Genomic DNA, 13413 nt, shown 5'->3' on the forward strand with positions numbered 1-13413 from the left:
GTGTGGACGCGACCGCCTCATGAAAAGAAGTACATGACCGAACACGTTGTGCCCCAAGAGGATCGATTCGATCCACCGCCCGAGTGGCGGCAGCTGGCGCTTCCCCGCCGCGGCGACGGCTTCCGCCACGCCTACCGCATCGGCGTGTTCGAGGACCTCGCGACCCTCACCGAGCGGCACCAGGACGTGGTCGACGAGGTGCTGTCGCACGAACTCACCGACCCCGCGCTCGCCGAGCGCGCCCGCGAACACCTCGGCGGCCGACCCGATCCGGCCGGAGCCGCGGTCGCCGCCATCATCCTGCGCGGCGCCGAACACGGCATATCGGACTCGCCGGCCGGCATCGGCAAGGACCGCCTCGTCCTCTCCCACGCCGCGATCCGCGAGAGCCTCGACTCCTGGGTCGCCGAGCACGGCCCGGCCTTCGCCGTCGCCGCCGCGATCGAGGACCTCGCCGCGACCAGCACGACCCACCGCCAGAAGGGCCATTTCCTCCGCCCCGTCGTACCCATGTACTTCCGCAACAAGATCAACGTCTGGGCCCCCGGCGACGGCCCGCTCGCCGCGGTGCGCGCCCTGGTCGCCGCCGCCGACGACGCCGAGCACGCCCGCATCTGCGCCCGGGCCGCCGAGCACCGCGACACGCCCCTCAAGCGCCTCGCCGCCTCGCTCCTGGTGCCCGACCGCGCCGACTGGGCCGCCGAAGTCCTCACCGAAGGCGTCCTGCCGCGCGAGAGCACGCTGGTCGAACGCCTCACCTGGTCGCTCGTCAGCACACCAGCCCACCTGAAACTCATCGGCCGCAAGGCCTTCGAGCCCTACTACGTCTCGCGCGAAGCCGTCGCCGAAGCCATCGCGGGACTCGGCCGCGCGGCCCTGCCCGTCATCGAGAAGTCCCTCCAGTACAAGCTCATCGCCGGCCCCGCCCGCGGCGAGCTGTACAACGGCCTCGCCGTGTTCCCCGCCGACGAGGCGATGTCGCTCCTGCTCGACCGCGGCGCCGAACCCCGCGCCGCCGCCGCGGCGGCGGAGGCCGCCTCCCGGTTCCCCGCCCGCGCCGCCCGCCTCACCGCCGCGCGCCTCCCCACCGCCACACCGCTGGAGCGCGCGCGCCTGGCCGCCCTCGTCGCCGCGTCGCCCGCCTGCCTGACCGCCCCCGGGCTCACCGGCGCCGAACGCGACGCCCTCGCCGCGCTCACCGCCGACACCGGCCTGCCCGAGGCCGAACCCGAGCGGCTCCCCGCCATCCTCGTCTCCCCGTCGTGGAACGAGCGCCGCAAGACCAAGGCCCCCGGAGCGATCGAAGGGCTCACCGCTCCCGACCCGGTGATCGTCGGCCGACCGGGGGAGCACGAGCGCGCCCTGGCACTGGAACCCAACGTCATCGAATGGGACGACGAATTCTGGGGCGACGACGACCACTTCGCCGGCTACCGCGACGGACTCAACCTCGGCGACAGCGGCCTCGCCCAGCTCGCCCGCAAAGGCCCCGCCATCGCCGACGACGTGGCCGAAGCCGTGCGCCGCGCCCCCTGGCACGGCCGCGCCCTCACGCCGATCCGCAGCGCCGCCGCCGCGGAGATCGCCGCCCACTGGCTCGTGCGCATCAAGAACGGCCGCAGCGCCGCACTCGACTGGTTCGACCGCCACGGGCCGCACGCCGCGACCCTCCTCGTCCCGCACGCCTTCGGCCCCAAGGCCTACCAGCGCACCACCGCCCGCGCGGGCCTGCGCCTGGTCGCCTGGCGCCACGGCACCGGCGCCGTGCTCCGCGCCGTCGAACCCCACGGGCCCGAAGCGGTCGCGGCCGTCGACGCGGTCCTCGACCCCGACCTCACCCAGCCCCTGCTGAGCGCGCCCAACGCGCGGCCGTGGGCCGACCCCGACCACCTGCCGCCGGTCCTGCTGAAGGACCGCTCGGCGGTCCTCGGCCGCAGGGCCGTCATCAACCTGTTCGACGTCCTCTCCCAGTGGGCGCCCCGCGTCCCCTACCCCGGGGTCGCGCTCGCCGCCGCCGGCCTCGACCGCGAATCGCTCGCCCGGTTCTCACTCGCCCTGGCCGAGATGTGGATCAGCGCCGGCACACCCGACGGCGACCTCTGGGCCGTCGAGCAGCTGGCGCTCTTCGGCGGCGCCGACGCGGCCCGCCTCATCGAGGAGCACGCCCCCCGCTGGCACGCCCGCCATCCCGAGTGGACGGACATCGCACTCGAGACGCTCACCGCCCTGCCCGCCGAAGACGCCTTCGACCCGCTCCACCGCCTGTCGCGCACCGCGAAGCAGCCGAAAGTGCGCGAGGCCGCCGCCCGCCGCTGCGCGATCGTCGCCGAACGGCTCGGCGACGCCCCCGAAGCGCTGGCCGACCGCCGCGCCCCGCGCCTGGGCCTCGACGAGGCGCTGACGCTCGACTTCGGGCCGCGCTCCTTCCGCGTCGACGTGGACGACCGGCTCAACCTCAGCGTCACCGACGCCTCCGGCAAGACCCGCGCCAAGCCGCCGAAACCCGGCGTCCGCGACGATCCCGCCCTCGCCGCCGCGTCCCAGGCCCGCTTCCGCGGCCTCGCCAAGGACCTCGCCGCCGAGATCACCGTCCAGAGCGGCCGCCTCGAAGACGCCATGCACACCGGCCGCGTCTGGGAGCCCGCCGAGTTCGCCGGCCTCGCCGCCCATCCGGTGATCGGCTCGCTCGCCCGCCGCCTCCTGTGGCTCGGCGAGACCGACACCGACCCGCGGTGCTTCCGCCTCGCCGAGGACGGCAGCCTCGCCGACGCCGACGACAAGCCGTTCGAACTGGGCCCCGACGCCCGCGTCCGCCTCGCCCACCCCGCGCTGCTCGGCCCCGACCTGGCCCGGTGGACCGAGGTCTTCGCCGACTACGAAGTCCTCCAGCCGTTCGACCAGCTCGCCCGCCCCGCGATGGTCCTCACCCCCGAAGAGGCCGAGAGCGGCGTCCTCCACCGCTTCACCGGCCGCACCGCCGTCTTCGGCGCCATGCGCGAGGTCATGACCTGGAAGTTCCTCTACTGGGGCGGGAAGCAGCAGTCCGTCACCCACCGCCGCGGCACCCACCTGTTCGACCGCGAACTGCCCGGCGGCGCCCGCCTCATGGCCGAAATCGACCCCAGCCCCGACCTCGCCGAACCCGATCCGCAAGGGCGCCACCGCGTCCTGGCGATCTGGTTCTCGACCACCAAGAACCGCCGAAGCGACGTCCCGACCCTGCGCGGCGACGCCGTCGACCCCGTCACCGTCTCCGAGATCCTGGCCGGGCTGTCCCGCGCCACCGGACTCCTCACCTAGAAGGCCGCCATGACCGACACCGCCGCCACACCCGAACCGCGCCTCCAGCGACCGCCCGCCGAGCGCCGCTACGCCTCAGAGCTCGCCAAGCTCGCCGCCGAGGACGACGCGCCCCGTCCGCCCGGCTGGGCCCTCAGCCTCCAGGCCGCCCGCACCTTCGTCGTCGGCGACGAGTCGCGCGGCATCGCGAAGAAGTTCGTCGGCGACCCCTCGCTCATCGACCGCGCGCTCGTGACCCTCGCGACCAACCGCGGCCTCATGCTCGTCGGCGAGCCCGGCACCGCCAAGTCGCTCCTGTCCGAGCTCATCGCCGCCGCCGTCTCCGGCGACTCCACCCTCACCATCCAGGGCGGCGCCTCCACCACCGAGGACCAGATCGCCTACTCCTGGAACTACTCCCTGCTCGTCTCCGAGGGCCCCACGCAGCGCGCACTCGTGCCCGCGCCGCTCCTGCGGGGCATGGCCGAGGGCCGCGTCGTCCGCTTCGAGGAGATCACCCGCTGCCCCCTCGAAGTCCAGGACTCCCTGCTGTCGCCCCTGTCGGACCGGGTGCTCGCCATCCCCGAACTCGAAGCCGACCCGATGGTCTTCGCCCGCGAAGGCTTCAACATCATCGCCACGGCCAACACCCGCGACCGCGGCGTCAACGAGATGAGCGCGGCCCTCAAGCGCCGCTTCAACTTCGAGACCGTCTTCCCCATCGCCGACTTCAAGACCGAACTCGACCTGGTCGAGAACGAGGCCGCCGCCGCGCTCGCGCGCTCCGGCGTGCCCGCGCCCCCGGACCGGGACGTCCTCGAAGTGCTCGTGCGGGTCTTCCGCGACCTCCGCTCCGGCGACCAGGGCAGCGGGCGCCCGCAGGCGGTCATGTCCACCGCCGAGGCCGTGTCCGTGGCCCACGCCGTGGGCATCAAGGCCTGGTACCTGCGCGGCGGCGAGGCCGACGCGGGCGACATCGTCGACTGCATGGCCGGCGCCGCCGCCAAGGACAACGCCGACGACCTCGCGCGCCTGCGCCGCTACCTGGAGCAGAAGGCCCCCAAGCGCAAAGGCCCGCACTGGCAGTCGCTCTACCAGGCCCGGAACCTGCTGCCCGGATGATCGAGCGACTCCACGTCCAGGGCGTGCGGCACCACTCGCCCGCCTGCGCCCGCCTGGTCGCCGAGCGGATCGAGCGGCTGCGGCCCGCCGCGGTGCTCATCGAGGGCCCCGCGGACTTCAACGACCGGCTCGGCGAGCTGGCGCTCGAACACGAGCTGCCCGTCGCCATCTACTCCTACGCCAGCGCCGACCTCGCCGTCCGCCGCTCGTGGACCCCGCTGTGCGACTACTCGCCCGAGTGGATCGCGCTGAGCGAGGGCCGCCGTGTAGGCGCCGACGTCCGGTTCATCGACTTCCCGGCCTGGCACCAGTCCTTCGAGGGCGTCGAGAACCGCTACTCGGACGCCGAGCGCCGCTACGCCGAAGCGGCCGAACGGCTCTGCCGCGCCTTCTCCGTCGACAACACCGACGCGCTGTGGGACCACCTCGTCGAGATCGCCGAACCCGACGGCCTCGCCGAACGCCTGGACGAGTACTTCGACCTCGTGCGCGGCGAATCCGACGCGAGCGAGTCCGACACCGCCCGCGAGGCCTATATGGCCCAGTGGATCCGGGCCGCGCTCGCCGAGACCGACGGCCCGGTCCTGGTGGTGTGCGGCGGCTTCCACGCCCCCGCGCTGCGCCGCCTCGCCGAGTCCGGGCCGGCCGAGGCCCCCGAGGTCCCGCTCCCCGCCGAAGGCACGGAGACCGGCGGCTTCCTGGTGCCCTACTCGTTCCGGCGCCTCGACTCGTTCGCCGGCTACCAGTCCGGGATGCCCTCGCCGGAGTACTACCAGCGGCTCTGGGAGGACGGGCCCGACGCCGCGGCCGGCGGCCTCGTCGAGCGCATCACCGCGCGCCTGCGCCGCAAGGGACTCCACGTCTCCACTTCGGACCTCATCGGCGCGCGCAGCCTCACCGACGGGCTCGCCCGCCTCCGGGGCCACTCCCGGCCCGGTCGCACCGACCTCCTCGACGGCCTCGCCAGCGCCCTCATCAGCGACGACCTCGAACAGCCGCTGCCGTGGACGAGGCGCGGAACCCTCACGGCCGGAACGCATCCGGTCGTGGTCGAGATGACCGCCGCCCTCACCGGCGAGCGCGTCGGGCGCCTCCACCCCGAGACGCCCGCCCCGCCGCTCGTGGCCGACGCCGAGGCCGAGATCGAACGCCTCGGCCTCGACCGGGACGGCACCCTCACGCTCGACCTCACCAAGCCGAAGGACCTCGCGCGCAGCCGCGTCCTGCACTGCCTGCGGCTGCTGAAGATCCCCGGAGTGCGCCGCGGCGCGGGCCCGAACGCCGGCGCCGACGTCACCGCCGAGGAGCAGTGGTCCCTGCAGCCGCACGAGGACCGCCTGCCGTCGCTCATCGAGGCGGGCGCGCTCGGCGCGACCCTCGGCGACGCCGCCCAGACCGTGCTCGAACAGCGCGCCGACAGCGACGGCGCCCTGGACGTGCTGGCCGCCATCCTCTTCGACGCGGCCCTGTGCGGCCGGGCCCGCCTGACCGACCGGCTCGGCCAGGCCGTCGAGTCGGCCGTCGCCGACAGCGGCGACGTCGCCGCCGTCGGCCGGGCCCTCGCGGTGGCCCTGGCGCTGTGGCGCCACGACCACCTGTTCGGCACCGCCGGGAGCGACCTGTACACCGCGGTCGTCTCGTCGGGGTGCGACCGCATCCTGTGGCTCGTCGAGGGCTTCCACGCGCCGCCGGGACCGGCCGACCTCGGCCGGCTCGCGGCCCTGTGCGCGCTGCGGGACGCGGTGCGCCACGCGCCCGGACTGGCGCCGCCGCCCCAGTCGGTGACCCGCGCGGCCGACCGGATCGCACTCGACCCGCAGGCCCCGCCGGACCTGCGCGGCGGCGCCCTCGGCCTCGCCTGGGCCCTCGGCGCGCCCGCCGACGCGGCGGCCGCGGCCGACGGCGCCTCGGGACCCGACCAGCTCGGCGACTGGCTCGCCGGACTGTTCTCCCTCGCCCGCGAAGAGGTCATCGCCGAGGAGGAAGGCGTCATCGGCGCCGTCGACGACCTGGTCGCCGACCTCACCGACGCCGAGTTCTTCATCGCCCTGCCCGCGATGCGCCAGGCCTTCGCGATGTTCCCCCCGCGCGAGCGGGGCCTCATCGCCCAGCGCGTGGTGGAGCTGCGCGGCGGCGGCGACGCCCGCGACCTGACCGCGCGCCTCCACGTCGACCCGCTCACCGTCGCGGCCTCCATGGCCCTCGAATCGCGCGTCGAGGACGTCCTCGCGCGTGAGAACCTCCTCTTCCCCGTCCCCACGAGCAGAGCGGAGTCCTGATGGGCGCCGACCTTGAACGCTGGCGCCTCATCCTCGGGCCCGCCGCCGAAGGCGCCACCGGCGGCCTCGGCGAGGAGAACGCCGGGCGCGACGCCGCCCTCGACTGGCTCTACGGCCGCGACGACGACCTCGGCAAGCGCGGCGTCCGCCGCGGCGGCGCGCGCTCGGGCGAACGCGGCGCCGGCGACGAGCCCTCGATCCTCACCACCGTCGACTGGCTCGACGGCATCCACCGGCTCTTCCCCAAGGAGACCATCGAGCGGCTCGAGCGCGACGCCGTGGAGCGCTACGAGATCCACGACGTGCTCACCGACCCCGAAGTGCTCGCGCGCATCGAACCGAACCCGGCCCTGCTCAAAGCGGTCCTGCGCACCAAGCACCTGATGAACCCGCAGGTCCTCGAAGCGGCCCGCCGCATCATCGAGGAGGTGGTGCGCCAGCTGGTCGAGAAGCTCTCGGTGCAGGTCCGCACCGTCTTCACCGGCAGCCGCAACCGCCGCCCCAGCCAGCACCGCCGCGCCCGCGACTTCGACCTCAAGCGGACCCTGCGCGCCAACCTCAAGCACTACCGGCCCGAGGACCAGCGCGTCGCGATCGAGCGGCCCCACTTCCACTCGCGCACGTCCAAACGCCTGGAGCAGTGGCAGATGGTGCTCGTGGTCGACCAGTCCGGGTCGATGGCCGGCTCGGTGATCCACTCGGCCGTCACCGCCGCCTGCCTGTACGCCCTCCCCGGCCTGAAGACCCACCTGGTCGCCTTCGACACCGCCGTGGTCGACCTGACCTCCGAAGTGGACGACCCGGTCGAACTGCTCATGAAGGTCCAGCTCGGCGGCGGCACCGACATCTCCAGCGCCGTCGAATACGCCGCCGGGCTCATCGAGAACCCCCGCCGCTCGATCGTCGCCCTCATCACCGACTTCTACGAGGGCGGCAACCCGTCCCGGCTCGTCCACACCACGAAGCAGCTGTGCCAGCAGGGAACCCAGTTCCTCGGCCTCGCCGCCCTCGACGAGGACGCCAACCCCAACTACGACCGCGAACTCGCCGGGCGCATGGCCGACGTCGGCGCCCACATCGGCGCCATGACCCCCTCCAACCTGGTCGAATTCGTAGCGGAAAGGCTCGGCACATGAGGCCCGCGCCCCTAGGGGGTGTCTGGTGATGTCGAACGGCCCGCATCCAGCCTCGCCCGACATCACCAGACACCCCCTGGCCCCGCCCGCCTTCCCCGAACCGGAGTGAACACCGTGTCCAGAAGCGACCTCCTCGCCCTCACCGCCGACGCCCTCGCGGCGCTCGCCAACCGCGGCCTGGTCAAGCGCGCCGCCAAAGACCTCGACGCCGGCGCCGTCCCGGTCCTCGACCTCGCCGCCGACGGCGCCCTCACCGCCGCCTTCCCCGACGGCGCCACCGCGGTCCTGCCCGCCACCGGCGGCCTCGACACCGCCACCTGCACCTGCGGCGCCCCCGGCAAGTGCCGCCACCGCGTCGGCGCCGTCCTCGCCTACCAGCGCGGCGCCGCGGCCCCCGCCGACGCCGAAGCGGCCCAGGCCGACAGCGCACCGACCGACACCGCCCCGCCCGAACCGCAGGCGCTCGCCACCCCGGCCTCGATCACCGACGAGCAGCTGCGCGAAGCGCTCGGCCCGCACGCGATCAAAGCCGCCGAGCAGACCCGCCGCGCCGGCTACACCGCCCGCCTCGTCTGGCCCGACCCCGACCGGCACGCCACCGCCGAACTCCCCGCCGCCACCGTCAAGTTCCTCGTCCCCGGCGACGTCGGCTACGCCCACACCGACGCCACCGGCCCCGCCCGCGCCGCCGCCGTCGTCCTCGCCGTCTGGGCCTTCCGCGAGGGCGAAGCCGACCGCTCCACCACCGTCAGCGTCGGCGGCACCGACCCCGAAGGCAGCCTCGCCGAAGCCCTCCACCTCACCGAGCAGGTCCTCCTGGACGGCGCCGACGGCGCCGACGCGGTCCTGCGCGCCGCCCTCCAGCGCGAGTCCAAGGCCCTCACCCGCCGCCGCGCCCACTGGCCCGCCGGCGCCGTGAACGACCTCATCGACCAGCTCCAGCGCTACGAGGACCGCTCCGCCGCCTACGACCCGCAGCGACTCGCCGCCCTCCTCACCGAGATCCCCGCCCGCGCCAACGCCGCCGGGCACCCCGGCGGCACCCCCGCCGCCCAGGTCCTCGGCAGCGAAGAGGCCGACGCGACCCCGCTGACCCTCGTCCGCCTCACCGGCCTGGGCGCCCGCATCGGCACCGACGGCGACCGCCGCACCCTGGAGCTCTACTTCGCCCAGCCCGAGACCGGCATGGTCCTCGCCATCCAGCGCGACTGGCCCGTCCCCGCCGACCCGAAGAACGCGGCCGAAGCCCTCACCGGCGCCGAACTCGCCGGCCGCCGCCTCGCCGGATGCAAGATCGGCGCTCTGGCGGGCGGGAACACCGTCACCGAGGCCGCCACCCGCACCGCCGCCCGCGCGCTCAAGCTCGGCACCGGCCGCCTCGCCAAGACCCAGGTGCTCCCGCTCGGCCTCGCCTGGAACGACCTCCCGGCCTCGCTGCGCGCCACCGACCTCGACGCCCTCGCCGCCGAACTCGCCGACCGGCCGCCCTCGCTCATCAGGCCCCGCGTCGCCGCCGAGTCCCTGCGCGTCATCGCCGTCGCCTCCTGCGAACTCCTCGGCTACGACCCCGCCTCGCAGCGCCTCGAAGCGATCGTCACCGCCCCCGGCGGCGGCACCGCGCGCCTGCGCATCGAGCACCGCTCCGCCACCCCCGGCGCCCTCGAGGCCGCCGAGCGCGCCCTGACCGGCGAGCCCCTCGCCGTCGCCGGGCACGTGCGGCGCCACCGCGGCGAGCTCATCGTCGAGCCCACCGCGATCCTCACCGCCGACGGCCCCGTCGTCCCCGACCTCGCCCCCGGCGACGACAGCGCCGAGCTCGCCGCCGGCGGCGACCGGCCCGTGGGCGACCCCGTCTCGGCCGCGATCGAAGGCGCGATCACCGCCTGCGCGGACCTCGCGCATCAGGGCCTGCGCCGCTCCCGCGAGCCCTCGCGCGTCCGCGTCGAAGCCGTCGCGGCCTCGCTGCAACGCGTCGGCCTCCAAAGGGCCGCAACCGATTTCGTCCAACTGTCCAAAGCGTTGGGGGAGGACGACCAGGCCGCGAAATGCGCGGCCTGGACCGCCGCCGCCGTCCGGATCGCGGTCACCGCTGAGCTACACTGACCGCCTGGGTGATCCCAGTCTCGGTGCCATCCGCGGGCCACAAGCCCGCGAGCCGAAACGTCGGCGCCGTCTTCTCCTGCCACTCGAATCCCGGCGGAACCATCCGTTCCGCGCCCGCTGAGTCGGCGATCATCATCGAAGCAATGAGGCTTTCCGTGCCATCTCAATCCGTGATCGATCTGCAAGACCCGATCTTCCTCGCCCACCTGGGCGGGAAACTGCGCACCACCGCCACCGTCCCGCTGGCCACCCGCGAAGACCTCTCCGTCGCCTACACGCCCGGCGTCGCCCGCGTCTGCGAGGCCATCGCCGCGGACGAATCCCTCGCGCGCACCCACACCTGGCGCTCCAACCTGGTCGCCGTCGTCACCGACGGCACCGCCGTGCTCGGCCTCGGCGACATCGGCCCGGCCGCCTCCCTCCCGGTCATGGAGGGCAAGGCCGCGCTCTTCCGCCAGTTCGCCGACGTGGACGCCGTCCCGATCTGCCTCGACACCAAGGACCCCGACGCGATCGTGGCCGCCGTCGCGGCCATCGCGCCCTCCTTCGGCGGCATCAACCTCGAGGACATCTCGGCGCCGCGCTGCTTCGAGATCGAGGACCGCCTCAAGGCCCTGCTCGACATCCCGGTCTTCCACGACGACCAGCACGGCACCGCCGTCGTCGTGCTCGCCGCGCTCACCAACGCGCTGCGGCTCCAGGACCGGCGCCCCGAGGACCTCACCGTGACCGTGGTCGGCGCCGGCGCCGCCGGCGTCGCGATCGCCAAGATCCTCAACGAGGCCGGCGTCGGCGACATCGTCGTCTGCGACTCGACCGGGATCATCCACGAGGGCCGCGACCGCCTCAACCCGGTGAAGGAACGCCTCGCCCAGACCACGAACCGCCACGGGCGCAAGGGCGACGCGACCGAGGCCCTGCGCGGCTCGGACGTCCTCGTCGGCGTCTCCGGCGGCCGCGTCCCCGAAAGCGCGCTCGAGGGCATGGCGGACGGCGCGATCGTCTTCGCGCTGGCCAACCCGACTCCCGAGGTCGATCCCGAGGTCGCCGCGCGCCACGCCGCGATCGTGGCGACCGGCCGCAGCGACTACCCGAACCAGATCAACAACGTGCTCGCGTTCCCCGGGATCTTCCGCGGCGCGCTCGACGCCGGGGCCGAGCAGATCACCGAGGCGATGAAGCTCGCCGCGGCCGGGGCCATCGCCGACATCGCCGCCGAGGACCTGGCGGCCGACCGGATCGTCCCCTCGCCGCTGGACCCGCGGGTCGCGCCGGCGGTGGCCGCCGCCGTCAAGGCTGCCGCCTGACGAACGGACCTGAACGGCCCGACCGGCATCGACCGGTCGGGCCGTTCTCGTGTCAGCTCATCGACTGCGGCGCGACCGCATCGGTCTCATCGACCGGGCCGAGCAGGTCCGCGAGGGCGACGATGACCTCCCGCCCCTCGACCTGCCGGGCCCACTCGGGCGGCAGGGCGCCGTGCCCGTACGCGGCCCCGTAGAGGTTCCCGAGGATCGCGCCGGTCGAGTCGGAGTCGCCGCTGTGGTTGACCGAGGCGATGAGCCCGGCCCGCACGTCGTCGGTGCCGAGCAGGCAGTAGACCGCGATGGCCAGCGCCTCCTCGGCGACCCAGCCCTGGCCGAGCGGCGCGCACGTGTTCGGCGCGGGAGGGACGTTCCCGGCCAGCTCGTAGGCCTGCTGGAGCGCGTCGACGGTCTCGGAGCGGTCGAGGTCCTTGCGCAGGTGGAGCATGGTCGCCGAGACCGCCCGCTGCGGCGTTTCACCGTTCGCCAGGTGCGCCACCATCATCGCGAACGCCCCCGCGGAGGACCCGGCGGTCGGGTGTCCGTGCGTGAGCGCCGAGCACCGCTCGGCCAGCTCGAACGCCCGCTCGGGGCCGTAGCGCAGCCCGAACGGGGCCGAGCGCATGACGGTGCCGCAGCCCTTCGAGTTGGGGTTGACGCCGGGCCTCGCGCCGTGGGCGAGCCCGGAGATGCAGGCGTTGCCCGGCGCGCGGCGAGCGTACAGCCACGGCTGGGCCGCGAGGCCCTGGGAGGCCATGGGCGGCATGGGTTCGCGCTGGGTCTGGAGCCAGCGCAGGTACGCCTCCCGGACGGCCTCGACCTCGGCGCCGGGCTGGGCCAGCAGCAGGCCCTCGACGGTGAAGAGGGTCATCTGGGTGTCGTCGGAGATCCGGTTGTACCGCAGCTCGGTGATGCCGCCGGGTCCGTACTCGTCTTGGATGCGGGCCCAGGATTCGAACTCGACCTGGTAGCCGAGGGCGTCCCCGACGGCGCCGCCGACCAGGCTCCCGAGAACGCGGTCTGCTCGCGTGATCGCTTCAGTCACGCCCGGATTCTATGGGGGCGTTGCCCGCAGCGCCTCCTCCGTTCGACGCGGCGCACCGGCCCCTCGGCGGAGGACGATGACGTCGGGACGAGGAGGCCCTGTCATGACCCCTCGGTCAGGCGGCGGGTTCCTTCTCCACGATGCGGTCGCCCTCGCGTTCGCCGTGGATCTCGTAGTGCAGCACCTGCGCGCCCTCCACCAGCGGCTCGCGCCGCCGCAGGCTGAACGGGACCGCCATCGCCGCGACCCACAGCACCCCGGCGCCCAGCATGTGCATCCCCACCAGCAGCACCGGCAGGTCCAGGTAGTACTGCGTGTAGCCGATGACCCCCTGCAGGAGCTCCACGACCAGCAGCACGTACGCCGTCCGCTTCGCCGCCTCCGGCGCCTTCACCGCGTGCAGCGCCGCGATGAGCGCCACCGTCAGCCCCAGCAGCAGCCACACCAGGTCCGCGTGCAGCTGCGACATCAGCGCCGGGTCCATGCCGTTGCGCGGCGTGTCGGCGTCGCCCGCGTGCGGGCCCGAACCGGTCACGACCACCCCGAGCACGATCACCGCGAACGCGACCCCCACCAGGCCCCTGCTCAGCAGCACCACCGCCCGCGGCACCAGCGGCACGACCGCGCCGTCCGGCTCGCCCGAGCGCGCGTACAGCGCCACCGACAGCGCCACCAGCGGGATCGAGGCCAGGAAGTGCAGGCCCACCACCCACGGGTTCAGGTTCGTCCAGACGGTGATCCCGCCGATGACCGCCTGCACCGGCACGTACAGCATCCCCAGCAGCGCCAGCTTCACGAGCGACCTCCGCCGCGGGATGCGCAGCCACGCCGCCACCAGGGCGCCCAGCGCGATCGCCACCAGCGCGAACGTCAGCACGCGGTTCCCGAACTCGATCACCCCGTAGATCCCCATCTCAGGGGTCGTGACCAGGGAATCGGCGGTGCACTTGGGCCATTCGGGGCAGCCCAGGCCCGACTCGGTCAGGCGCACCGCGCCGCCGGTCACGATGATGCCGACGTTCGCGACCACGCTGGCGAGCGCCCACCGCCGAATCGCCTTGGGCTGACCGAACCACCGCTGCAAGAGCTTCACGCCGCGAATCTATCCTCAAGCCCGTCAGGGTTCTTGCCGCGGTCCGCCGGGT

The 13413-nt window shown here is 74.2% G+C and carries 8 protein-coding genes; 6 read left to right on the top strand and 2 right to left on the bottom strand.

Annotated features, from left to right (window positions below; translation table 11 throughout):
• Positions 1 to 33: 33 nt before the first annotated feature.
• The 6 genes from BLQ63_RS11915 to BLQ63_RS11940 all read left to right on the top strand — a co-directional run bounded on the left by BLQ63_RS11915 (position 34) and on the right by BLQ63_RS11940 (position 11226).
• Positions 34 to 3300: a DUF4132 domain-containing protein gene (locus BLQ63_RS11915; protein WP_143014857.1), complete on the top strand. Its 3267-nt coding sequence runs from the start codon at positions 34 to 36 to the stop codon at positions 3298 to 3300.
• Between the two features lie 9 nt (positions 3301 to 3309).
• Positions 3310 to 4401, top strand: coding sequence for an ATP-binding protein (locus BLQ63_RS11920; protein WP_091034281.1), 1092 nt, complete (start codon positions 3310 to 3312; stop codon positions 4399 to 4401).
• Positions 4398 to 6680, top strand: coding sequence for a DUF5682 family protein (locus BLQ63_RS11925; protein ID WP_091034285.1), 2283 nt, complete (start codon positions 4398 to 4400; stop codon positions 6678 to 6680). The genes BLQ63_RS11920 and BLQ63_RS11925 overlap by 4 nt, the downstream gene beginning before the upstream one ends.
• Positions 6677 to 7816, top strand: coding sequence for a VWA domain-containing protein (locus BLQ63_RS11930; RefSeq protein ID WP_177154916.1), 1140 nt, complete (start codon positions 6677 to 6679; stop codon positions 7814 to 7816). Before BLQ63_RS11925 ends, BLQ63_RS11930 begins: the two co-directional genes overlap by 4 nt.
• A gap of 114 nt (positions 7817 to 7930) precedes the next feature.
• Positions 7931 to 9919 (top strand): hypothetical protein, encoded by a 1989-nt coding sequence (locus BLQ63_RS29635; protein ID WP_143014858.1) that lies wholly within the window; start codon positions 7931 to 7933, stop codon positions 9917 to 9919.
• Positions 9920 to 10062: 143 nt separating this feature from the next.
• The gene (locus BLQ63_RS11940) at positions 10063 to 11226 is read left to right on the top strand and encodes a malic enzyme-like NAD(P)-binding protein (protein WP_091034297.1); all 1164 of its coding nucleotides are present in this window, start codon (positions 10063 to 10065) and stop codon (positions 11224 to 11226) included.
• A 52-nt stretch (positions 11227 to 11278) separates the two neighbouring features.
• Here BLQ63_RS11940 and BLQ63_RS11945 read toward each other — a convergent pair whose 3' ends face one another.
• Together BLQ63_RS11945 and BLQ63_RS11950 are read right to left on the bottom strand one after the other, a co-directional pair.
• Entirely contained in the window at positions 11279 to 12268 is a 990-nt protein-coding gene (locus tag BLQ63_RS11945; RefSeq protein ID WP_091034301.1) for an ADP-ribosylglycohydrolase family protein, read from the bottom strand.
• A gap of 115 nt (positions 12269 to 12383) precedes the next feature.
• Positions 12384 to 13361: a COX15/CtaA family protein gene (locus BLQ63_RS11950; protein ID WP_091034305.1), complete on the bottom strand. Its 978-nt coding sequence runs from the start codon at positions 13359 to 13361 to the stop codon at positions 12384 to 12386.
• Positions 13362 to 13413: the final 52 nt, after the last annotated feature.

It is taken from the genome of Glycomyces harbinensis, assembly GCF_900101745.1.
Taxonomy (GTDB): domain Bacteria; phylum Actinomycetota; class Actinomycetes; order Mycobacteriales; family Micromonosporaceae; genus Glycomyces; species Glycomyces harbinensis.